Consider the following 23,901-nt stretch of genomic DNA (forward strand, 5'->3'; position numbering starts at 1 on the left):
GGCCGGGGCGCCTGCTACTCGCCCTTCTCGCGTCCCAGCGCGCTGCCCGTCACCGCCAGCACGGAGAGCACGACCAGCGCGGCGGCCGGGCCGAGCACCGTCCAGGGGGCGAGTTCGGCGTACGGCTGGTTCTCCGACAGCAGCCGGCCCCACTCGGGGGTGGGCGGCTGTTCGCCCAGGCCGAGGAAGCCGAGCGAGGCCAGTACCAGGACGGCGGTCGGCAGTCGCAGCAGGGCGTTGCGGAGCAGGGCCGGCAGCACCGCGGGGAGCAGGTGACGGCGCAACAGGTGCGGCCGTCCCGCGCCGAGTGCGACGGACGCGGCGATGTGACCGCTCGCGCGTTCCTGTTCGAGCAGCGCGGCGGTCTGGGCGGCGTACGGGCTCCAGCCGACCACACAGACCGCGATCGCCGCGCCCCACACCGACGGCCCGGTCACGCCCGCGATCAGCAGTCCGGAGAGGACCGCGGGCAGGGTCGACACGACCTCCGTCGGACCGGCGCTCGCCCGCGGAGCCATGCCCAGCAGGAGACCGGTGACCGCGCTGACCACCGTCACGGCGAGGGCGACACCGGCCGTGCGCAGCGCCCCGTGGCCCAGCCGGGCCAGCAGATCCCGCCCCAGCGCGTCCGTGCCCAAGGGGTGTTCGAGGGACGGGGCCACCAGCCGCGCCGCCGTGTCGACCTGCAAGGGGTCACGGAGGAGGCCCGCCGTGACGAGGGCGATCAGGGCCACCGAACACGCCGCGGTGATCCAGCGCAGGGAACGCGGCGGGACGAGCGGGGGCCGGTGCAGGGTCGGCAGGGCGCCGTCGCGCAGGGGGCGGCCGAGGAGCGCGTGGCGCAGGGCCCGGATCAGGATGCCGGCGCTCACGCCGAGCAGGACCAGCGCCAGGGTCGCGGTCTGGAGCACCGGGAGGTCCTGCGCGACGGCGGCCTCCAGGGCGAGCCGGCCGAGCCCGGGGATGTTGAAGATCTTCTCCACCGCGACCGCACCGCCGACCAGGGCCACGACGGTCGGCAGCAGCTGCGGCAGCATGCCGGGCAGGGTGCGGCGCAGCGCGTTGCGGGCGATGTTGCCGGGCGGGAGCCCGACGGCGTACGCCGTGCGCGCCCACGGTTCGTGGAAGGCGGCGGGCAGCGCCTGGTCGAGCAGCCCGCCGAGCATCGCGCCCGACGGGATGCCGAGGGCGAGCGAGGGCAGCACCATCGACTGCGGCCCCTCCCACCCGCTGGACGGGAACCACCCCCACCAGACGCCGCACACGGTGGCCAGCACCGAGGCGAGCAGGAACTTCGGCAGGGCGGCCAGCACGGCGGCCGTCGTGCCCGCCCGGTCCTGCCGCAACCGTCGCCGGGAGCCGAGGAACACGGTGCGGGCGCACACCAGCGCGGCGACCAGGGCGGTCACCACGAACGCGCCCAGCACCAGCGTCAGCGAGACCGACAGGGCGGTCCCCACCTGCGGCATGACCGGCTCGCCGGAGACCCACGAGACGCCCGCGTCCCCGCGCGGCAGGCCGCCCAGCCAGTGCGCGAGATGCGCGAACGGCCCCTCGTCCAGACCCAACTGCTCACGTACGGCGGCCAGTTCCGCGGCTGTCGGGTTCTGGTCGGCGGAGCGGGCCCGCAGCACCGTGCGGGCCGGGTCCGTGCCGGTCAGCCACGGCAGCAGGGCCACCGCACCGAGCAGCGCGGCTCCGGCGAGCACACGGCCGGCCGCCGCCGGCCAGAGGGACAGACGGGCGGCGGGGGCGTGGGCGACGCTCATGCGTTACCCGGCGTGCGTGTCGACATCGACGAGAGAGCGCTCGCGCGGGTCGAGGATCACGCCCTCGACACCGGTGGCGATGCCCTGCACCGCCTGCTCGTGGACCAGCGGAACGACGGCGTCGGTGCGCAGGATCGCCGCCTCCGCCCGCATGATCTTCTCCTGGCGGCGCTGCGTGTCGCGCTCCGCGGCGGCGGCCCGGATGGCCTTGTCCACCGCGCCGTCCTTCAGCCCGGGGATGTTGTAGACGCCCTCGCTGGTGAAGTCGCTGGCGAGGTAGTCGACCGCGTCACCGGTGTCGAGGAGCGTGACCCGGGAGAAGACGAGGGCGTCGTACTTCCCGGCGAGGAGGTCGGCCTCCATCTGCGTGTACTCGCGCACGTCCTGCTTCACGGTGAACCCGGCCTTCTCCAGTTGCTGCTGGAGCACGGTCGCGGCCTCGGGAAGCTCCGCCCGGTTGGTGTAGGTGGCCAGCCGCAGCGTCTTGCCCTTGGTCCCGGCCTTCACCTGGGCGGTCGTGTCGGCCCCGGCGCGGCCGGTCACGTCCACCCTCTTGTCGGCGGCCCACGGCACGGCGGGCCCGAACAGGCCCTGCGCGGGGTCGGCGTACCCGCCGAAGACGGAGTCGACCAGGGCGGAACCGTCGACTGCCTCCCGGGCGGCGGCGCGCAGACCGGCGTCGGTGAACAGGCCGCTGCCGGTGTTGAGGATCAGGCTGTCGGTGCGCACGGAGGGCACCTCGTGCCGCGTGGCCTTGTCGAGCAGCTTCGCCTGGGCGGTGGGGATCCACTCGGCGATGTCGGCCTCGCCGCCGCGCAGCGCGTTGGCGCGTGCCGTGCCGTCCGCGATCCAGCTCACGTCGATGCCGGGCGCCTTCGCCTTGCCGCCCCAGTAGCCCTCGAAGCGGTCGAGTTTCGCCTTGGTCTTGCCGCTGAGCCGGGTGATCTCGAACGGGCCGGTGCCGGTGCCGACCGGGCTGGCGGCACCGTCCTTGCCGTACGCCTTCGCCGACAGGATCGCCAGCGCGGGACTGGCCAGCCGCAGCGGCAGCACGGGGTCGGGCGACTTGGTGGTGAGGGTGACGGTGTCGGCGTCCTCGGCCTTGGCGGTGAGGGCCACGTCGCTCAGCACGCGGGGCTTGGGCTTGGCCGCGCTCGCGTGGTCGAGCGCGTTGACGACGGACTGGGCGGTGAACTCGGTGCCGTCCTGGAACTCGGCCTTGCGCAGCTCGAAGGTCCAGGTGGTCTCGTCGTCCTGTTTCCAGGACTTCGCCAGCCCGGGCTTGGCCGTGCCGTTCCGGTCGAGGGCGGTGAGACCCTCGGCGACGGACAGCTTGCTCAGCACGGTGGCGTCGTTGCTGTACGGGGATAGCGCCTGCACCGGGGGCACGGCCAGCGCGATCCGCAGCCGCCCGCCCGATCCCGCTCCGGCCCCCGTGCCGTCGCCGCTGTCGCTCGGCGCGAAGCAGCCGGCCAGCAGAGGGGGGAGAACGAGCGCCGCTATGAGACCGCGGGAGGTGGTGCGCATGTCAGTCCTGTCGTGCGGAAGTGGGGCATGCCGCAGCGGCCCGGCGGGGAGCTTGATCGGCGGCGTCAGCATATAAGGAGAGCCTTACCAAAGCTTGAACCGGGTCGGTTAAATCTCAACAATCGGACGGCAACGGGGCGAACGGCCGGGTGAGACGACCAACCCGGCGGTATCGACCGATTGTTCGAACTGTGTCATCGTGGGCGCCGGGCGGAGGTGAGTCGCATGACCGGCGCGGACCCCGGGCTGTTCGGACCAGGTTCGGTGACCTGGCAGACGCACGGCGACCCCATGATGTGGATCGCCGGCATCCGGGCGCTCTACCTCCAGGCCCTGCACCCCCGCGCGGTACGCGGCGTCATGCAGAATTCCGACTTCCGGCGCGACGCCTGGGGACGCCTGATGCGCACCGCGAACTTCGTCGGGACGACGACGTACGGCACCACCGAGGCCGCCGAGCGGGCGGGCGCCCGAGTCCGCAAGATCCACAGCATGCTGACGGCGACCGACCCGGACACCGGCGAGCGCTACGGTGTCGACGAACCCGGTCTCCTTCTCTGGGTGCACTGCGCCGAGATCGACTCCTATCTGGACGTCCTGCGCAGGTCCGGGTTCCGGCTCACCGACGCCGAGGCCGACCGCTACGTCGCCGAACACCGGCAGAGCGCACGCCTGGTGGGCCTCGACCCCGGCACCGTACCCGCCGACAGGGCCGGGCTGGCGGCGTACTTCGAGAAGGTGCGCCCCGAACTGGCCGCCGGGCCCGAGGCGCGCGAGGTGGACGACTTCCTGCTCCGCCCGCCGACGCATCCCGTTCTCGTACCGTTGCGCGAGGTGCTGTGGCGGCGCGTGGCACAACTGGCGTACGCCTCCCTGCCTCCGTACGCCCACGAGTTGTACGGCAGACCGGCCCCCGCACCCGCCACCGTCACCCGGCAACTGCGTCTCACCGGCCTCCTGCTGCGCCGCGTTCCCGCACGTGTGAGGTGGCAACTCCCGCCCAAACACATCCTGCGCGCCATGGCGAGGCTCGGAGCGGACGCGCGTCCGGCACCGTACAAACTCGGACGATAGCCCGCCATACTGGGTGCACCAGGGGAGGGGCGGGCGAACAGCTACCGGGGGGAGCGTCGCGCGAGATGGGGGAGACCAGGCTCATCCACGGCCGGTACCGGCTGCTCGACCGGATCGGGCGCGGCGGCATGGGCGAGGTGTGGCGGGCACGGGACGAGTCCCTGGGCCGGCACGTCGCCGTGAAGTGCCTCAAACCGCTGGGCCCGAACCACGACCACGCGTTCACCCGCGTGCTGCGGGAACGGTTCCGGCGTGAGGCCCGGGTGGCCGCCGCGCTCCAGCACCGAGGCATCACCGTCGTGCACGACTTCGGCGAGTCCGACGGCGTCCTCTACCTCGTCATGGAACTGCTGGACGGCCGCAACCTCAGCCAGCTCCTGGAGGACAACAAGCAGCACCCGCTGCCGGTCGCGGACGTCGTGGAGATCGCCGAGCAGGTCGCCGCCGCCCTCGCCTACTGCCACGAACAGGGCATCGTCCACCGCGATCTGAAGCCCGCCAACATCGTGCGGATCGGCGACGGCACGGTGAAGATCTGCGACTTCGGTATCGCCCGCCTCGGCCACGACATCGGCTTCACCTCCCGGCTGACCGGCACCGGTATCGCCATGGGCACCCCGCACTACATGTCCCCGGAACAGATCGGCGGCACCGAGGTCGACCAGCGCAGCGACCTGTACTCGTTCGGCTGCGTGCTGTACGAGATCGCCACCGGCGTACCGCCGTTCGACCTCGACGACGCCTGGGCGATCCTCGTCGGCCACCGCGACACGCCGCCCCGCCCGCCGCGCGAGCACCGACCCGAACTGCCCGCGTACCTGGAGCGGATCATCCTGGACCTGCTCGCCAAGGAACCCGATGAACGCCCCGGCGACGCCCGCGAGCTGGCCCGCCGGATCAGCGCGCACCGGGCCGCGCCCGCGTACGTGCCGACCGTCGTGGCGGCCCGGCCCGCTCCCGACGCGCCGGCACACGCCGGCCGGCTGCCGTCCTGGACGCACGGCATGACCACCGGCCACAAGGCGGCGGGCACCGGACTGCGCAGCACGCCGCCGGACCCGGCGTCCGGCCTGTCCGGCGAGTGGATCGCGCGGCCCGCCACCGGCCCCGTCGGGGAGCCCGCCCCCGAGCAGCGGCCCGCCCCGTCCCCGGAGGTCCTCACCGCCCTGGCCGGCCGGCACAACGCGGGCCTGAGCCTCGGCCGGCTCGGCCGCTGGGCGGAGGCGGGGGAGGTGCACCGGGCGGTCGCCGCCGAACGCGAGCACCTGCTCGGCCCCGACCACCCGGACACCCTCGCCAGCCGCTACGAGGTCGCCTTCACCCTCAGCCGCACCGGCCGCGCACCGGACGCGCTGCGCGAGTACAAGCACGTCACCGAGGCCAGGATCCGCACGCTCGGTGCCGACCACCCCGACACGCTCGCGGCCCGCCAGGAGATGGCCTACGTGCTCGGCCAGCTCGGCCGCCCCTTCGACGCCCACCGGGTGTACACGTCGGTGCTCACCGCCCGGGAGCGCATGATGGGTCCCGACCATCCGGACACCCTGCGCTGCCGGCACAACCTGGCCTTCAACCTCAGCCGCCTGGGCCGCCTGGAGGACTCCTACCGCATGGCCCGCGAGGTGGCCGCCGCCCGCGTCCGGGTGCTCGGCCCCGACCACCCCGACACCCTGGTCACCCGCTATGAGGTCGCCTACGCGCTCGGCCAGCTCGGTCGCTGGCCCGAGGCCCTGGAGACGTACCGAGAGGTCGCCGAGGCCCGCGGCCGTGCCCTCGGCCCCGACCACCCCGACACGCTCGCCGCCCGCCACGAGATCGGCATCAGCCTGGGCCGCCTGGGCCAGAGCGCGGACGCCCTGGACCTCTACACCGCCCTGGCCTCGGACCGCACCCGGGCCCAGGGCCCCGCGCACCCCGAGACCCTGCGCGCCCGCCACGGCCGGTGCGTCAACCTCGGCCGGCTCGGCCGCTGGGAGGAGGCCCTCGCCGAGTCCCGGGAGGTGAGCGCCGTCCGCGAGCGGGTCCTCGGCCCCGACCACCCGGACACCCTGGTCAGCCGCCGCGAGGTCGCCGTCGGCCTGGGCTGGCTGGGCCGCTGGTCCGAGGCGCTCACCGAGTACCGCCGGGTGGCCGCCGCCCGCGAACGTGTCCTCGGCCCGGACCACCCCGACACCCTCGCCAGCCGCAACGACGAAGCGCACTGCCTCCAGCAGCTGGGCCGGAGCGACGAGGCCGTGGCGCTGTACCGGAGGGTGGCGGCCCTGCGCGGGCAGCGGGCGTCGGCCGGGGGGTGACGGGGGCGGCGTCGTGCGAGGAGCAGAGCGCACCCTGTCGCCGTTCGTCTGGCCGACCTGGATCACCCCGTGTTACGAAGAACCATGACCGCACCCCTGGGACCCCGCGCACACCGGACGTACGACGCCGTCATCGTCGGCGGAGGCCACAACGGCCTGGTCGCCGCCGCCTACCTGGCCCGGGCCGGCCGCTCCGTGCTGGTGCTGGAGCGGCTGGACCACACCGGCGGCGCGGCGGTGTCCACCCGGCCGTTCGCCGGGGTCGACGCCCGGCTGTCACGCTACTCGTACCTGGTCAGCCTGCTGCCGAAGAAGATCGTGCGGGACCTCGGCCTGGACTTCCGGGTGCGCACCCGGACCGTCTCCTCCTACACTCCCGCCGAACGCGACGGCCGTCCCACCGGTCTCCTCGTCGGCGGCGGCGAACGGCGGACCAGGGAGGCCTTCGCCCGGTTCACCGGCTCCGACCGCGAGTACCGGGCCTGGCAGGAGTTCTATGGCATGACCGGCCGCGTCGCCCAGCGGGTCTTCCCGACCCTCACCGAGCCGCTGCCCACCCGCGAGGAACTGCGCCGCCGCCTCGACGACGAGCAGGCCTGGCGCATGCTGTTCGAGGAGCCGCTCGGGGGCGCCGTCGAGGAGCACTTCGCGGACGACCTGGTGCGCGGCGTGGTCCTCACCGACGCGCTCATCGGCACCTTCGCCGACGCCCACGACCCGTCGCTGAAGCAGAACCGCTGCTTCCTCTACCACGTGATCGGCGGCGGCACCGGCGACTGGGACGTGCCGGTGGGCGGTATGGGCGCCCTCACCGACGCACTGGCCGACGCCGCCCGCGCCGCGGGCGCCGTCCTCGCCACCGGCCACGAGGCGCTGCGCATCGCCACGGACGGCCGGGAGGCCGAGGTCACCTACCGCACCGCCGACGGCGAGGGCACCGTCGCCGCCCGCCACGTCCTGGTCAACGCCTCCCCGCAAGCCCTGGCCGAACTGACCGGCGACACACCCCCGGCCCCCGCCGAGGGCGCCCAGCTCAAGGTGAACATGCTGCTCACGCGGCTGCCTCGGCTGCGTGACAACGCCGTGGACCCACGCGAGGCGTTCGCCGGCACCTTCCACATCTCGGAGGGCTACGAGCAGCTGGCCACCGCCCACGCCCAGGCCGCCGCCGGTGACCTGCCGGCCGCGCCGCCCTCCGAGATCTACTGCCACTCGCTGACCGACCCGAGCATCCTCGGCCCGGACCTGGCCGACCAGGGCTACCAGACGCTCACCCTCTTCGGCCTGCACACCCCGGCCCGCCTGTTCGAGCGGGACAACGACGCCGTACGCGAGGAACTGCTGAAGTCGACGCTCGCCCAGCTCGACGCCCACCTGGCCGAACCGCTCACCGACTGTCTGGCCACCGACGCGGACGGACGGCCCTGCATCGAGGCCCGGACCCCGCTCGACCTGGAGCGGGACCTCGGGCTGCCCGGCGGCAACATCTTCCACCGCGAGCTGAGCTGGCCCCACGCCCAGGACGGCACCGGCCGCTGGGGCGTGGAGACCGGGCACGCGAACGTGCTGCTGTGCGGGGCCGGCGCGGTACGCGGGGGCGGGGTCAGCGGGGTGCCGGGGCACAACGCGGCCATGGCGGTGCTGGAAACCGGGAGCGACTGAATCACTGCCGTCCTGTGGGGCACTCCGACAGCACGAAGGTATCCGTACCAGCCGGCCGCCCCGCGCGGACGGTCGCACCACCCCCGGGAGGCTCTCATGGCCGAGCTCAGCCCGACCGACCTTCAGAAGGCCCTCAAGGGCATGGACTACCCGACGGACAAGCAGCACCTGGTGGAGCGTGCCCGCAGCAATCACGCGGACGAGAAGGTCGTCAGCACCCTCGACGGACTGAAGGAAGACCGCTTCGACGGCCCCAACGAGGTGCAGAAGGCCGTCTTCAACCAGTGACCGCAGCGGCGGCTCAGTCGGCCGACGGCGTCCACCCCACCGCTTCGACGCGCGCCGCGTCCGCCGGACGCGCCTCGTCGAAGAGGGCGCCGTCTGCCGCGTCCACGCGCAGCCCGTCCACATAGGCCCCACGGCCGACGTACCGCCGGTCCGTCGCGTACCGCCACCGCAGGGCCAGCGTGCGCGCGGCGGGGAGGTCGGCGGTGAGCCGGTGCCAGACACGGCCGGACCAGCCCGTGACCGAGCCCGAGGGGTGCTGCCGGGGATCCTCGCCCTTGCGCGACGTCGTGAAGGGAACCGGCTGCCAGGTCGTGCCCCCGTCGGCCGTCGCCTCCAGGACCAGCATGTCGGCTGCGGGCTCGGTGTCCCACCACAGCGCGCAGCGCAGCCGCGCCCGGCCGGACGAGGTGTCGAGCGCGGGGAGGGTGAGCGTCGCGGTGGCCAGGACCGCCATCCCGGAGAACCATGCCCTGCGTCCCGACACCGGCCGGACCGGGACGGCCCGCGCCAGGTGGTTCGCGGCGGCCACCCGGGGAGCCGACCCGGACCGCCAACTGCGCACCGGATGAACCGAGTTGCCCAGGACGACGAGGAAGGAGTCGGTCGTCGGGTCGAGCACCAGCGAGGTGCCCGTGAAGCCGGTGTGCCCGGCACTGCGCGGTGTGGCCATCGCGCCCATGTACCAGTGCTGGTAGAGCTCGAAGCCGAGGCCGTGCTCGTCCCCGGGGAACGCGGTGTTGAAGTCGGTGAACATCAGCTCCACCGACTCCGGCTCCAGGATCCGCGCCCGTCCGTACACGCCGCCGTTGAGCAGCGTACGGCCGAGGACCGCGAGGTCCCACGCGTCGGAGAACACGCCCGCGTGGCCCGCGACCCCGCCGAGGCTGAAGGCGTTCTCGTCGTGCACCTCGCCCCACACCAGGCCCCGGTCCAGCCCGGACCACGGAGGGCGCGCGTCCTCCGTGGCCGCGATCTTCGGCCGCCAGGAGGCGGGCGGGTTGTAGCGGGTGCGGCGCAGGCGGAGCGGCGCGGTGATCTCGTCGCGGAGGAGGACGTCCAGGGAGCGGCCCGTGATCCGTTCCAGCACGAGCTGGAGCGAGATGAGGTTCAGGTCCGAGTACAGATACGTCGTGCCCGGCGCGCTGACCGGAGCCTCGTTCCAGATGAGCTGGAGCTTCTCCTCGTACGTTGGAGCGCTGTACAGCGGAATCCAGGCGCGGAAACCCGAGGTGTGCGTCAGCAGCTGACGTATCGTGATCTCCTGCTTGCCCGCCCGGCCGAAGTCCGGCAGGTACGAGGCGACCTTCGCCTCCAGCTCCAGTCCGCCCCGCTCCATGTGCTGCACGGCCAGGATCGAGGTGAACAGCTTCGACACCGACGCCAGGTCGAAGACGGTGTCCTCGGCCATGGGGATCTGCTCACCGGCCGGGAACTCGACGCCGGTGTCGGTCTTCTCGTCGTAGGCCCGGTAGCGCACCGCCATGCCGATGGGCCGGTGCAGGGCGACGGTGCCGCCCCGTCCGGCGAGCAGGACGGCGCCCGCGTACCAGGGGTGCTCGGGGGAGGGGCCGAGGAACGCCTCGGCATCGACGATGAGTTGGCGCAGATGGGAGGGGAGCAGCCCGGCGCGGGCGGCCGGGCCGTGCCGCAGGGTGGGACGCGCCGTGACCGGGGCGGCCTCGGCGGGTAAGGGGGCGAGGGCCAGGGCTCCACCCAGGACCAGGGCACGCCTGCGCGTCAGCCCGCCGTTCGTCGTCGCTCTGTCCGCTGCGTCTTCGCTCACCGTGCATCCTCCCGCCGAACCGCCCTGGACGTCCCGGACAGTATGTCCCCGGGCACCGCCCATAAATCTGACGGTGTATCAGGAAACCCCTTCCGTCCTCCGGAGGAGTCCGGCATCCTGCGCCCATGCAGACGGAGCTGAGCCAGAAACTGGGAGTCGAGCACGCCGTCTTCGGCTTCACGCCGTTCCCCGCCGTCGCCGCGGCCATCAGCCGGGCCGGCGGCTTCGGCGTGCTCGGCGCGGTCCGATACACCGCCCCCGACGAACTCAAACGCGACCTGGACTGGATCGAGGCGCACGTCGACGGCCGGCCCTACGGCCTGGACGTCGTGATGCCGGCGAAGAAGGTCGAGGGCGTCACCGAGGCGGAGGTCGAGGCGATGATCCCCGAGGGGCACCGGCAGTTCGTCCGGGACACCCTCGCCAAACACGGCGTGCCCGAGCTCGCCGAGGGCGAGGCGTCCGGCTGGCGCATCACCGGCTGGATGGAGCAGGTCGCCCGCAGCCAGCTCGACGTCGCCTTCGACTACCCGATCCGCCTCCTCGCCAACGCTCTCGGTTCCCCGCCCGCCGACGTCGTGGCCCGCGCCCATGACCAGGACGTCCTCGTCGCGGCTCTCGCGGGCAGCGCCCGGCACGCCCGCAAGCACAAGGACGCCGGGATCGACATCGTCGTGGCGCAGGGCTACGAGGCCGGTGGCCACACCGGCGAGATCGCCTCCATGGTGCTCACCCCCGAGGTCGTCGAGGCCGTCGCCCCGCTGCCCGTGCTGGCCGCCGGCGGCATCGGCAGCGGACAGCAGGTGGCTGCCGCACTCGCTCTCGGCGCTCAAGGCGTGTGGCTGGGCTCCCTGTGGCTGACCACCATGGAAGCGGACCTCCACTCGCCCGCCCTCACCCGCAAGCTGCTCGCGGCCGGCTCCGGCGACACCGTCCGCTCCCGCGCGCTGACCGGCAAGCCGGCACGCCAGTTGCGCACCGAGTGGACCGACGCCTGGGACGACCCGGACGGCCCTGGCACGCTGCCCATGCCGTTGCAGGGGCTGCTGGTCGCCGAGGCCGTCTCGCGCATCCAGAAGTACGAGGTCGACCCCCTGCTCGGCACCCCGGTCGGGCAGATCGTCGGCCGGATGAACAGCGAACGCAGTGTCCAGGCCGTCTTCGACGACCTCACCCGCGGCTTCGAACAGGCCGTGGACCGCGTCAACCGCATCGCCGGAAGGAGCGGCCAGTGAGCAGCAGCGTTCCCGCGGGCTTCTGGGCCCAGGCCACCGCCGACCCCGACCGCGCGGTCCTGGTCGCCCCCGGCGGCGAGGAGTGGACCGCCGACCGCCTGCACGCCGCCGCCAACCGGCTCGTCCACGGCCTGCGCGCGGCCGGGCTGGAACGCGGCGACACCTTCGCGGTCGTCCTGCCCAACGGTGTCGAGTTCCTCACCGCGTACCTCGCCGCCAGCCAGGCCGGGTTCTACCTCGTCCCCGTCAACCACCACCTGGTCGGACCGGAGATCGCCTGGATCGTCTCCGACTCCGGCGCCAAGGTCCTCCTCGCCCACGAGCGCTTCGCCGACGCGGCCCGCCACGCCGCCGACGAGGCCGGCCTCCCGGCCACCCACCGGTACGCCGTCGGCCCGGTCGAGGGTTTCCGCGCCTACGCCGAACTCCTCGACGGGCAGCCGGAGTCGCCGCCCGCCGACCGCACGCTCGGCTGGGTCATGAACTACACCTCCGGCACCACCGGCCGCCCGCGCGGCATCCGCCGCCCGCTGCCCGGAAAGCCCCCGGAGGGGGCCTACCTCGGTGGCTTCCTCGGCATCTTCGGCATCCGGCCGTTCGACGACAACGTCCACCTGGTGTGCTCGCCGCTGTACCACACGGCCGTCCTCCAGTTCGCGGGCGCGTCCCTGCACATCGGTCACCGGCTGGTCCTGATGGACAAGTGGACGCCCGAGGAGATGCTCCGCCTCATCGACGCCCACCGCTGCACCCACACCCATATGGTCCCCACCCAGTTCCACCGCCTGCTGGCCCTGCCCGACGAGGTGAAGGACCGCTACGACGTCTCCTCGATGCGGCACGCCATCCACGGCGCCGCCCCCTGCCCCGACCACGTGAAACGGGCCATGCTCGACTGGTGGGGCCCCTGCGTGGAGGAGTACTACGCGGCCAGCGAGGGCGGCGGGGCCTTCGCCACCGCCGAGGACTGGCTGAAGAAGCCCGGCACCGTCGGCAAGGCCTGGCCCATCAGCGAGCTCGCGATCTTCGACGACGACGGCAACCGGCTGCCGCCCGGCGAACTCGGCACCGTCTACATGAAGATGAACACCGGCGGCTTCTCGTACCACAAGGACGAGGCCAAAACCCGCAAGAACCGCATCGGCGACTTCTTCACCGTCGGCGACCTCGGCCACCTCGACGAGGACGGCTACCTCTTCCTGCGCGACCGCAAGATCGACCTGATCATCTCCGGCGGCGTCAACATCTACCCGGCCGAGATCGAGTCGGCCCTGCTCGCCCACCCGGCCGTCGCGGACGCAGCCGTCTTCGGCATCCCGCACGACGACTGGGGCGAGGAGGTCAAGGCCGTCGTCGAACCCGCCCCCGGACACCGGCCCGGGCCCGCCCTCGCGGCCGACCTCCTCGACCACTGCGCGCACCGGCTCGCCGGCTACAAACGGCCCAGGAGCGTCGACTTCATCACCGAGATGCCCCGCGACCCCAACGGCAAGCTGTACAAGCGGCGACTGCGGGAGCCGTACTGGGAGGGCCGGACCCGACCGGTGTGAGGCGGCGCTGCGGCTTTGGTCGCACCGGCGGGCACGGGCGTCATCCTTTGGTCGGCGCCCGCTCGCCCTCCGGCCGATGTCCGGCCGGGCCCCGCCTTCCTAGCGTGAGGCCATGACGATCGCGACCGAAGAGGGAACGCTGCGGCGTGGGGGCGTACGCCAGGGCGAACGGGCACTCGCCCCCGATCTCGCCCGCGGGATCATGCTGCTGGCCATCGTGCTGTCCAACACCGCCTTCCATCTGTGGGCGGCCCGGCGCGGGCCCTCCGGATGGCAGCCCGTGGACGGCTCATGGCTGGACCACGCCGTGCAGTTCACCATGATCATGGTGCTCGACCTGCGGATCTACCCGCTCTTCGCCTTCCTCTTCGGCTACGGCATGATGCAGCTCTACCTCCGGCAGACCGCCGCCGGCACCGACGGGCGCGACGCCGCGAAAGTCCTGCGCAGGCGCAGCCTCTGGCTGATCGTCATCGGTCTCGCCCACGCCACCCTGCTGATGGCCGGGGACATCCTCGGCTTCTACGGAGTCCTGAGCCTCATCCTGGGCCTGGCCTTCCTGCGGTGCGGCGACCGAGCCCTGACCTGGTGGATCTGGATCGGAGTCGCCCTGATGGCGCTCGTCACGGCCGGGCCCGTCATCGCCGCCCTCCTCCAGGGCGAGCTGGGCACGCTGGGCGATGCCGACGCCGAGGCCGGCTTCAAGGCGTACGCGTCGGACGAGGAGAACTGGCTCACCGCGGCGGGCACCCGGCTCGAGACCGGCCTGTTCGTCACCCTCGCCGCCGCCCCGCTGACCCTCGTCGGCGGCGGGTACATCCTCTTCCTGCTCGGCTTCTGGGCCGCACGCCGCCGCATCCTGGAGGAACCGGGCCGCCACCGCAAGCTGCTGAGCCGGACGGCGGTCATCGGCATCGCGGCCGGCTGGCTCGGCGCGCTGCCCGCCGCCCTCGCCCACCTCGGCGTCCTGGACGTGCCGGACGACATGCAGAGCGAATCCGGGGCGCTCACGGCTCTGCGCGACATCACCGGCAACGCCGCGGGCCTCGGCTATGTCGCGGCCGTCGCCCTCTTCGCGCACTGGTGGACCACCCGCGGGCCCCGCCGCGGCACGACGGCGGTGACGGCGGTGGCCTCCGTCGGCAAGCGGTCCCTGTCCTGCTACCTCGCCCACTCGCTGCTCTTCGCCCCGGTGCTGGCCGCCTGGGGACTCGGCCTCGGCGCACACCTGGGCAGCACGACCATGGCGCTCTTCGCGTTCGCCGTCTGGCTGGCCACCGTGGCCGGGGCGTACGTCCTGGAACGGGCCGGCCGACGGGGCCCCGCCGAAGCGGTGCTGCGCCGGCTGATGTACGGGCCCCGAGCCGGGCGCGGGTGACGCGACGAGGGGTGCCGCCCCACCGGGAGCGGCACCCCTCGGCCACGGTCAGCGGCGCTCGTGCACCCGGACGACCTTCAGCTTCGGCGAGGACAGGATGTCCTTCTCGCAGAAGCGCGACGTCACCCACTTCTCATCGGAGAACAGCCGGGTCTGGTCCGCGTAGTGCGGCGACTCGGGGTTCGACGACTGGGAGTACGTCAGCAGGGTGCGGGCCACCGGGCAGCGGCTGTTGTCCCAGCCCACCGCCTGGAGGTGACTGCTGCCGAACGGCACCTCCGTGTAACCGCCCTGGGCCGCGTTCCACTGCGGTTCGAGCACGTTCCACACGCCGAGCCGCCCCGAGCCGCCGGGCATCGGAAGGCGCTCACCGCCGCGGACGACGAACTGGTGGGCGCCGAGCGGCGCGTCGAGCGCGATACCCACCGCGCGTAGTTCCGCCACCGCGTCGGCGAGGGCGATCGCGAAGCCGGGCGCGTCCGTGTTCAGCGTGTTCGGCGTACGCACCGGGTCCGCCGCCGAGAACGGCACCTTCCACATCTCGGCCGCCGGCACCGTCTGTTCCAGCTTCCGCCAGAAGCGGTCGAACAGCAGCGCGCCCCGGCTCCCCGTGTTCATGGTGCGGTCCCACGCCGTCAGCACCCCGCAGGCCTCCGAGACGTCGACCGCCTCGCCGTCGCTGCCCGTCGCCGTGCCGCCGGGCAGCGCGGCGCACGCCCGTGCCACGTCCGCCGCGGTGAGGTCACCCGCGGGCACCCGGTTGGCGAACTGCTGCCGTTGCAGGTCGCGTACGGTCAGGCGGCCCCGGTCCGCCATCGCCGCCACGTCCTCGATCCCGCCGCGCGTGCGCAGGCCGAGCTCCGTCCCCACCGTGCCGAAGACCCGCTCGTATCCGGTGACCGGCCGGTCGGCGTTGGTCATCCACGCGGTGCCGTTGGAGTTCTCCACGTACGGCGCGTCCTTGAGCGTCGGCATCCGCGCCGGCCCGAAGATGCCCGGCGCCACCGCGCCCGGATCGCTGCCCAGGGCGCAGTCGCCGCGCGAGCCGTCGAGGATCGCGATACCGGACGCCGGATACGTGGTCCTGCCCAGCGCCGTCGAGCAGCGCTGCGCCAACTCGTCGGTGATGCGCGGAAGTACCTGGGACTGGGTGAAGAGGGAATGCCCCGCGCGGTCGGCGGCGATCGTGTTCACCCAGGGGATGCCCTGGTGCCGGGCGAGGGACCCGAGGACGTCGTCCGTGCTGCGCGCCTTGCTGAAGCCGAGCGAGGTGTCGGCGAAGCGGAGGTTCGCGGCGTTCGGGTCGTGCAGGGCGTAGGCCGTCGTCCCCGTCCACGGCAGCGGGACCTGGGAGTTCAGGGAGGTGACGACAGGGCCGTACCGGGTCCACCACTGGGTGCGGGTCACCGGTGCGCCGTCCTTCACCGCGACCGTCACCGTCCGCTTCTTCATGCGCTCCGGTTCGCCGTCCACGAGATACGTCGTGGGATCGGCCGGATCCAGCGTCAGCTGGTGGAAGTTGGCCGGAATGCCGGTCGAGACGGTGTGGCTCCACGCCACATGCGCGTTGAACCCGATGGAGATCGCCGGGGTACCGAGCAGAGAGCCGCCGGAGACGTTCAGCTCGCCGGGGATCGTCTGCTGCGACTGCCAGAACCGGCGCCCGCCCTGCCACGGGTAGTGCGGGTTGCCCAGCAGCAGACCGCTGCCGTTCGCCGTGGTGTCGCCGCGGAAGGCGACCGCGTTGGAGCCCATGCCGGGATCGCCCCACAGCTCGTCGGCCGCCTTCGCCACGGACTTCGCGTCCGGCGTGCGGGCGGCCGGCCGGGAGGACGGGGTGCCGGAGGCGGTGCCGGCTCCGGTCGGTGGCTGCGCGGCCGTGATCGTGTCCACGAAGCGCCCCTCGCCGGAGATGGAGGCGATGGCGAGGCCACGGGCCGCCACGTCCAGTTCGGTGACCGGACGGACCCAGGAGGCGCCCGCGCACGCGGGATCCGTGATCTTCTTCTGCTTCAGCCAGGCGTTGTAACCGGCCGCCCAGCCGCGCATCATGTCCCGGACCTCACGGCTCGGGCCCACGGGCGCGGGCCCGGCGAGCAGCTTCTCCACCGTGCGGGTCTCACGGACGCCGCGGAAGTACAGGTCACTGGCGAGATTCGTCCTGGCCCCGGAGAGGGCGCCGCCGGCGGCCGCGGCGGCGCCGAAGTACCGGGAGCGCTCGCCCCGCAGGGTCACGAACCCGTCGGCGAGCGTGCAGACCTCGTCGGACGCCTGCGCCCAGCCCGTACCGAAGCCCAGGCCGGCGTAGTCCTTCGCGAGGATGTGCGGGATGCCGTACTCGGTGTAGCGGATGACGGCGGACAGGCCGTCGCGGGACGGGTGCTGCTCCGCCCGTCCCTGGCCGGAGGCGGCGGCCGCGGGTAACGCGGACGCGGCCGTGAACAGGGCCGTGGCCCCGAGAACGAGTCGTCTCAGGCGGCTGCGCATCGTGCCCTCCAACATCTTTGAGGGAAAGGAGACTTGAGCGTACGGATGTGCTGCGTGCGCACGTCAGTACCATCACTCGGGACGCCTCTGGCTGCGGCAGGGTTGAGCCGGTCGGTCCTTGACCTCACCCGGCGGTGAACCGAGGATCAGGTGTCATGACGACGCCCGGACACGGCAGCACGGTCGACGGAGTCCTGCGACGCAGCGCCCGGCGCACCCCGGCACGCGTCGCGGTGGAGTACGGCGACCGCACCTGGACGTACGACGAACTGGACACGGCCGTCTCCCGCGCGGCGAGCCTCCTGCTCGGCCAGGGGCTGTCCCCGGGCGACCGGGTGGGCGCGTACGGCCACAACTCCGACGCCTACCTGATCGCCTTCCTGGCCTGCGCCCGCGCGGGCCTGGTGCACGTACCCGTCAACCAGAACCTGACCGGCGACGACCTCGCCTACATCGTCGGCCAGTCCGGCAGCTCCCTGGTCCTCGCCGATCCGGACCTCGCCGGACGACTTCCCGACGGCGTACGGTCGTTCCCCCTGCGCGACGCCGACGACTCACTCCTCGCACGGCTCACCGAGGCGACGCCGTACGACGGCCCCGAGCCGCGCACCGAGGACCTCGTACAACTGCTGTACACGTCCGGGACGACGGCCCTGCCCAAGGGCGCGATGATGACACACCGGGCCCTGGTCCACGAGTACCTGAGCGCGATCACCGCCCTCAACCTCAGCGCGGGCGACCGGCCCGTACACGCGCTGCCCCTCTACCACTCGGCGCAGATGCACGTCTTCCTGGTGCCCTACCTCGCGGTCGGCGCGACGAACATCATCCTCGACGCACCCGACGGCGACCGGCTCTTCGACCTGGCCGAAGCGGGCCGCGTGGACAGCCTGTTCGCCCCGCCCACCGTCTGGATCGCCCTGTCCAACCGCCCCGACTTCGCCACCCGCGACCTGAGCGGCCTGCGCAAGGCGTACTACGGGGCGTCGATCATGCCGGTCCCCGTCCTGGAGCGGCTGAAGGAACGCCTGCCGGACCTGGCGTTCTACAACTGCTTCGGGCAGAGCGAGATCGGCCCCCTGGCCACCGTCCTGGCCCCCGACGAACACAAGGGGCGTATGGACTCCTGCGGCCGTCCGGTGCTGTTCGTCGACGCGCGTGTGGTCGACGAGGACGGCAAGGACGTACCGGACGGTACCCCCGGCGAGATCGTCTACCGCTCCCCGCAACTGTGCGAGGGCTACTGGGACAAGCCCGAGGAGACCGCCGAGGCCTTCCGCGACGGCTGGTTCCGCTCCGGCGACCTCGCGGTACGGGACGCGCACGGCTACTACACGATCGTCGACCGGGTGAAGGACGTCATCAACTCCGGTGGCGTACTGGTCGCTTCACGCCAGGTCGAGGACGCCCTGTACACCCATCCCCAGGTCGCCGAGGCCGCGGTCGTGGGCCTGCCCGACGAGCGCTGGATCGAGGCCGTCACGGCCGTCGTCGTCCCACGCGGCGAGGTCACCGAGGCGGAGCTCATCGCCCACACCCGCGAGAAGCTCGCCCCCTTCAAGGCACCGAAACGGGTGGTGTTCGCGGAGGGACTCCCGCGCAACGCCAGCGGGAAGATCCTCAAGCGGGAGCTCAGGCAGAGCCTGGGAAGGGAGCCCGGACTCGCGGCCTCGGACGGCTGACGTCACGCCGCCCCTCCATGAGCAACCTCACGGGACTGAGCTCCTCTGCTGTCCGCAGAGCGAGCCCGGTCCGCGCTCGTCACCCCGCTACCGTGCCCGGCATGGACACCGAACCGCGCACCGTACGGGCGAACGGCATCACCCTGGCCTACCGCGTCTGGGGGCCGCAGGACGCGCCGCCCGTCGTCCTCCTGCACGCCCGCGGGGCCGACGGTGCCGACTGGGCGGAGGTCGCCCCCGCGCTGGCCGCCGGGCCACGCCGGGTGTACGCCCCCGACCTGCGCGGGCACGGCCGCAGCGACTGGCCCGGCGGATACGCCTACGAGGCCATGCGGGACGACGTGCTCGCCTTCCTCCGCGCGCTCGGCATCGCCCGCGCCGACGTCGTGGGTCACTCGCTCGGCGGTGCCGTCGCGTATCTGCTCGCCCAGCACAGCCCGCGGCTCGTCCGGCGGCTCGTTCTGGAGGACGTACCCGCGCCCTTCCCGCTGGACCCGCCGCGCCCGCCGGCCGTACGGCCTGACGGAGACCTGCCGTACGACTGGGCGATGATCCTCGCCACCGACGAGCAGCGCAACGCCCCGGATCCCGTGTGGTGGGACCACATGGGGCGGATCACCATGCCCACGCTGCTGATCGGTGGCGGGCCGACGAGCCTGATCCCCCAGGAACAGATCGCCGCCCTTGCCGAGGTGCTTCCCGATGCCCGGCGCGTCACCATCGACGCCGGGCATCTCGTGCACGAGGCACGGCCCGAGGAGTTCCTCGCAGCCGTGGGGGAGTTCCTCAGCCCTGCGGACCGTACGCCGTCATGAAACGGTCGCGGAACTTGTCCATGCCCCACCGGGGCGCGTCCGGGGCCGGCTTGAGGCCGTCGGTCCAGCCCCAGTCGGCGACCCGGTCCAGCACCTTCTTGTCGCGGGCGACGATCGTGATCGGCACGTCCTTGCCGGTGTCCCCGGCGGTGACCGTCGGCACCGGCTGGTGGTCGCCGAGGAAGACCAGCACCGTGTCCTCGTCGCCGTAGCGCTCGACCCACTCGGTCAGGCTGCGGATCGAGTACTCGATGGCGCGCCGGTACTCGGTGCGCACCTTCTCCGGGTCCTTCCAGACCTCTGTGGGGTCGGTGCCCTCCTTCTTGATCCGGTGGAACACCGAACCGTCGCCGAGGTCCTCCCAGTCGATCATGCGGGCGATGGGCGACCAGGGGTTGTGGCTGGAGGCCAGGATGATCTCCGCCATGATCGGTTCACGGTCCTTCTTGCCGTGCTCCAGGCGCTGGAAGGCCTCCATGCTGAACTGGTCGGGCACGGGCGTCCAGCTGAAGTACGGGCCGTGGTAGCCGAGGTGCTCGGAGTCGTAGATGTGGTCCAGGCCGAAGTACTTCCCCTCCGGCCAGGCCCGGCGCACGCCGGGGACGATGCCGACGGTCCGCCAGGCGCCGGTCTTGCGGAAGTAGTTGGTCAGCGTCATGCGGTCACTGGTGGTCAGGCTGCGGTACCGCTGCTGGTTCTTGATCCACAGACCGGACAGGAAGGTCGAGTGGGCGAGCCAGCTGCCCGCGCCGGTCACCGGCGACTGCAACCAGCCGCTGCGCGACTCGAAGCCGGCCGCCTTGAGCGAAGACGTGCCCTCCTTCAGCACGGCGTCGGTCTGTCCGGCCATCGCCGGGTCGTCGATCGCGACCCGGCCGTAGCTCTCGATGAAGGTGAACAGCACGTCCTTGCCGCGCAGACCCGTGAGCAACTGGTCCGGCGGTGTCTTCGCGAAGGCGTCCACGGCGGCCTGCTTCTCGAAGACCCGGGCGTCCTTCAGACCGGCCCGCACCTGCTCCACCCGGTTGCCGAGGAACTCCGCGTTGCCCTTGGTGGCGATCGGCACGGTGCCGATCTGCACGCCCAGGGTCATGCAGGTGATCCACGCAGTGCCGAGGATCAGCGTCGTACGGGCGGCGACGGGACGGTGCCGGACCATCAGGTTCGTCAGCCGCACCACGGCGAGCGTCGTGAGGACCAGCACCGCGACGAGCAGCACGACCACCCCGATCACGGCCAGCACCTGTCCGGTCCGGCCGAACGTCTCCCGGAGGAAGTCCGTGGCGTGCTCGATGAGGATCCAGTCCAGGACCAGGTCGAAGGGCCGGGCCAGCACCTGGTAGAAGCCCATGTCGAGGAACTTCAGGACCGTGACCAGCCCGAGGAACACGCCCGCGACGACCGCCATGAGGCGCCGGGGCCTCGGCGGCAGCGCGAGCAGGAGTCCCGCGAGCAGCACGCCCTCGGCGGGGATACGGACGAACGAGGCGAACTCGATCCGCTCGATCCGGTTCGGCAGGAGCAGCGCGAAGACCACGAGCAGGCCGGCCAGCACGGTCGTCCCCACACTGACGCCGCGCGCCGCCCGGGGATGGCGACGCCGCCATCCGAACCAGCCGGGCTTCGCCGCGTCCGGCTCTTCTGCGGCGTCTGCTTCCTGAGCCCCGGCGCCGGCGCCTTCTTCTCGCGCGGCAGGGGCGCGGTCCGGGTGCGTAGCGGCGGGGTCACGGCCGGGTTCCGCCGCGGCGGTTCCACTGTCCGCATGCGCCGCGGCGGTGCCGTCGTCCGTGGTCCCCGGGGTCGCGTTGCTGTCCGGCTCCCTCGTGCCGGCGCCGCCGTCCGGACTCGCCATCCCGGCGCCGCCGTCCGACTCCGCCGCGACTGTGCCGTCCGTGGTCCCCGGGGTCGTGTGGCTGTCCGGCTCCCTCGTGCCGGCGCCGCCGCCCGGGCTCGCCATCCCGGCGCCGCTGTCCGACTCCGGCGCGACTGTGTCGTCCGCGTTCGCCGGGACCGTGTTGCTGCCCGGTTCCTTCGTGTTTGCGTTGCCGTCCGGGCTTGCCGCGCCGGCGTGACTGTCCGAGCCTGGCGCGGCTGTGTCGCCGGCCGGTTCCGTCGTGCCGGCGTGACCGCCCGGGCCCGGCGCGGCTGTGCCACTGTCCGCGTCCGCTGTGACGGTGTCGCCGTCCGTGTCCGCCGGGGCTGCTGCGCTGTCCGACCCCACCGCATCTGTCTCGCTGTCCGCGTCCGTCCGGGCCGCGCTGCTGTTTGGCTCCGTCGTATCGACGTCACCTTCCGGGCCTGCGGTGCCCGCGTCGTCCCGCGGCTCCGCCGGGGCCGTGCCGACGTCCCCGTCGGACTCCGCCGCGCTCGCGTCCCCGTCGGACCCCGCCATGCCGGCATCTCCGTCGGATCCCGCCGCAGACGTCTCGCCGCCGGAATCCACCCCGGCCATCTCGCCGTCCCGCCCCGCCGCGGGAGTGCCACCGTCGGAATCCACCGCGGCCGTGCCGCCGCCCGGCCCCGCCGCGCCGTTGTCGTCATCCGGTTCCGCCCCGCTCCCGGTCGTGCCCGATTGCTGTTGGGAGCGAGTGAAGAGCGACACTCGGTGGTCCTTCCGTGCGGTCTTGCTGGGCATGGCAAACAGAGCCCGGAGACCGAGCCTGCCACCACCAGTACGTCCGCACGTCACCCTAGGTTCAATCGACCGGCCGGAGAATCACCCGTCCGCCGCCACGGCCACCTCCCGCGCCCAGCGGTAGTCCGCCTTGCCGCTCGGCGACCGCTGGACCGACTCCGTGATCACCAGCTGGCGCGGGATCTTGTAACCGGCGAGCCGGTCACGGCAGTGTGTCTGGATGTCCTCCAGCGAGGGCCGCGCCGCCCCCTCCCGCAACTGCACCACGGCCGCCACATGGTGGCCCCACTGCGGGTCCGGCACCCCGGCCACCAGCGCGTCGTAGACGTCCGGGTGGGACTTGAGGGCCTGCTCGACCTCCTCCGGGTACACCTTCTCGCCGCCGGTGTTGATGCACTGCGAGCCACGGCCCAGGACAGTGACCACGCCCTCCTCGTCGACGGTGGCCATGTCGCCGAGCAGGACCCATCGCCGGCCGTCCTTCTCGAAGAAGGTGGCGGCGGTCTTCACCGGGTCGTTGTAGTAGCCGAGCGGCACATGGCCGCACTGGGCGACTCTGCCCACCTCGCCGGGTGACACGGGTTCGTACGTGGCCGGGTCCACCACCTGCGTGCGCGCGTGGACCCGCACCCGGAAGCCCCGCTCGGGACCCGAGTCCTCGGTCGCCGTCCCGTTGAAACCGGACTCCGACGAGCCGAAGTTGTTCAGCAGCATGGCGTTGGGCACCAGTTCCCGGAACTGCCGGCGCACCGTGTCCGACATGATCGCGCCGGACGACGACACGCTGAACAGCGACGAGCGGTCGATGTCCCGCAGCGGACCCCTCAGCGCGTCAATGAGGGGCCGCAGCATCGCGTCCCCCACCAGCGAGATGCTGCTGACCTTCTCCTTCTCCACGGTCCGCAGGACCTCCTCCGGCACGAACTTGCGGTGGATGACCACCCGTTGCCCGAAGTTGAAGCCGATGAACGCCGTGAGGGTGGAGGTGCCGTGCATCAGCGGGGCCGTGGGGAAGAAGGTGATCCCCGCGCCACCGGCCGCGACCCGCTCGGCCAGCTCCTCCGGCTTCTTCACCGGTTCACCGGTCGGCGCGCCCCCGCCGAGCCCCGCGAAGAACAGATCCTCCTGCCGCCACATCACCCCCTTGGGCATCCCGGTCGTACCGCCGGTGTAGATGATGAACTGGTCGTCACCCGAGCGGGCCGGGAAGCCGCGCTCGGGTGACCCCGTGGACTCCGCCTGTGCGAACTCCGCACACGGCACAGCGGCGGCCCCCGGCGCCGGCGCACCCACCCGGATCAGATGCCGCAGTCTCTCCGCCCGGGGCCGCGCGGCCGCAACCCGGTCCGTGAACTCCGCGTCGAAGACCAGCGCCACCAGATCCGCGTCCCGGTAGAGGTACACCAACTCCTCTTCCACATACCGGTAGTTCACGTTGACCGGGACGATCCGCGCCTTCAGGCAGCCCAGCACCGTCTGGAGGTACTCCACGCCGTTGTAGAGGTGGAGTCCGAGGTGCTCGCCGGGGCGTATCCCGCTGTCGAGCAGATGGTGGCCGACGCGGTTGGCCGCAGCGTCCAGCTCCGCGTACGTCAGGCGGCGCTCCGCGCCCGTGCCCGGATGGTCGACGTACACCAGCGCCTCACGGTCGGGAACCACGTCGACGACCGACTCGAACAGGTCGGCAAGGTTGTACTCCACCGCTCCTCCTGACCCCGGGAC

Annotated in this window: 15 protein-coding genes; 9 read left to right on the forward strand and 6 right to left on the reverse strand. The window is 72.6% G+C overall.

What is annotated here, in order from left to right; translation table 11 throughout:
• Positions 1-14 precede the first annotated feature (14 nt).
• Positions 15-1,769 carry an ABC transporter permease subunit gene (locus tag QC385_RS24075; RefSeq protein ID WP_279543433.1) on the reverse strand — a complete coding sequence of 585 codons (1,755 nt, stop codon included), beginning with the start codon at positions 1,767-1,769 and terminating at the stop codon, positions 15-17.
• Positions 1,770-1,772: 3 nt separating this feature from the next.
• Positions 1,773-3,296, reverse strand: a complete 1,524-nt coding sequence (locus QC385_RS24080; RefSeq protein ID WP_279543434.1) for an ABC transporter substrate-binding protein — start codon at positions 3,294-3,296, stop codon at positions 1,773-1,775.
• 225 nt (positions 3,297-3,521) lie between these two features.
• On the opposite strand from QC385_RS24080, the gene QC385_RS24085 reads away from it, so the two are divergent.
• The 4 genes from QC385_RS24085 to QC385_RS24100 all read left to right on the forward strand — a co-directional run bounded on the left by QC385_RS24085 (position 3,522) and on the right by QC385_RS24100 (position 8,614).
• Positions 3,522-4,370: an oxygenase MpaB family protein gene (locus QC385_RS24085; protein WP_279543435.1), complete on the forward strand. Its 849-nt coding sequence runs from the start codon at positions 3,522-3,524 to the stop codon at positions 4,368-4,370.
• Positions 4,371-4,435: 65 nt separating this feature from the next.
• Entirely contained in the window at positions 4,436-6,664 is a 2,229-nt protein-coding gene (locus QC385_RS24090) for a serine/threonine-protein kinase (protein ID WP_279543436.1), read from the forward strand.
• Positions 6,665-6,748: 84 nt separating this feature from the next.
• Complete coding sequence (locus QC385_RS24095) at positions 6,749-8,326, forward strand: phytoene desaturase family protein (RefSeq protein ID WP_279543437.1); 1,578 nt, start codon at positions 6,749-6,751, stop codon at positions 8,324-8,326.
• Positions 8,327-8,422: 96 nt separating this feature from the next.
• Entirely contained in the window at positions 8,423-8,614 is a 192-nt protein-coding gene (locus QC385_RS24100) for a DUF2795 domain-containing protein (RefSeq protein WP_279543438.1), read from the forward strand.
• Positions 8,615-8,627: 13 nt separating this feature from the next.
• On the opposite strand, the gene QC385_RS24105 is transcribed toward QC385_RS24100, so the two are convergent.
• Positions 8,628-10,460, reverse strand: a complete 1,833-nt coding sequence (locus QC385_RS24105; protein WP_443032977.1) for a serine hydrolase — start codon at positions 10,458-10,460, stop codon at positions 8,628-8,630.
• A 62-nt stretch (positions 10,461-10,522) separates the two neighbouring features.
• On the opposite strand from QC385_RS24105, the gene QC385_RS24110 reads away from it, so the two are divergent.
• The 3 genes from QC385_RS24110 (at position 10,523) to QC385_RS24120 (ending at position 14,560) form a co-directional block, all read left to right on the forward strand.
• A complete protein-coding gene (locus tag QC385_RS24110; protein WP_279543440.1) occupies positions 10,523-11,632 on the forward strand; it encodes an NAD(P)H-dependent flavin oxidoreductase in 1,110 nt (369 codons plus the stop codon).
• On the forward strand, positions 11,629-13,182 hold the full coding sequence (locus QC385_RS24115; RefSeq protein ID WP_279543441.1) for an acyl-CoA synthetase: 1,554 nt from the start codon (positions 11,629-11,631) through the stop codon (positions 13,180-13,182). Before QC385_RS24110 ends, QC385_RS24115 begins: the two co-directional genes overlap by 4 nt.
• A gap of 112 nt (positions 13,183-13,294) precedes the next feature.
• The gene (locus QC385_RS24120) at positions 13,295-14,560 is read left to right on the forward strand and encodes a DUF418 domain-containing protein (RefSeq protein ID WP_279543442.1); all 1,266 of its coding nucleotides are present in this window, start codon (positions 13,295-13,297) and stop codon (positions 14,558-14,560) included.
• A gap of 48 nt (positions 14,561-14,608) precedes the next feature.
• Here the strand turns inward: QC385_RS24120 and QC385_RS24125 are convergent, their stop codons facing one another.
• The gene (locus tag QC385_RS24125) at positions 14,609-17,047 is read right to left on the reverse strand and encodes a penicillin acylase family protein (protein ID WP_279543443.1); all 2,439 of its coding nucleotides are present in this window, start codon (positions 17,045-17,047) and stop codon (positions 14,609-14,611) included.
• A gap of 155 nt (positions 17,048-17,202) precedes the next feature.
• Between QC385_RS24125 and QC385_RS24130 the strand changes: the two genes are divergently transcribed.
• Positions 17,203-18,729 (forward strand): acyl-CoA synthetase, encoded by a 1,527-nt coding sequence (locus tag QC385_RS24130; RefSeq protein WP_279543444.1) that lies wholly within the window; start codon positions 17,203-17,205, stop codon positions 18,727-18,729.
• Between the two features lie 101 nt (positions 18,730-18,830).
• The gene (locus tag QC385_RS24135; RefSeq protein ID WP_279543445.1) at positions 18,831-19,544 is read left to right on the forward strand and encodes an alpha/beta fold hydrolase; all 714 of its coding nucleotides are present in this window, start codon (positions 18,831-18,833) and stop codon (positions 19,542-19,544) included.
• Here the strand turns inward: QC385_RS24135 and QC385_RS24140 are convergent.
• Positions 19,516-21,501, reverse strand: coding sequence for a sulfatase (locus QC385_RS24140; protein ID WP_443032987.1), 1,986 nt, complete (start codon positions 21,499-21,501; stop codon positions 19,516-19,518). The genes QC385_RS24135 and QC385_RS24140 overlap by 29 nt on opposite strands.
• A gap of 759 nt (positions 21,502-22,260) precedes the next feature.
• Positions 22,261-23,880: an acyl-CoA synthetase gene (locus QC385_RS24145; RefSeq protein ID WP_279543446.1), complete on the reverse strand. Its 1,620-nt coding sequence runs from the start codon at positions 23,878-23,880 to the stop codon at positions 22,261-22,263.
• Positions 23,881-23,901: the final 21 nt, after the last annotated feature.

The organism is Streptomyces sp. DH10 (genome assembly GCF_029813805.1).
Lineage (GTDB): Bacteria > Actinomycetota > Actinomycetes > Streptomycetales > Streptomycetaceae > Streptomyces > Streptomyces coeruleofuscus.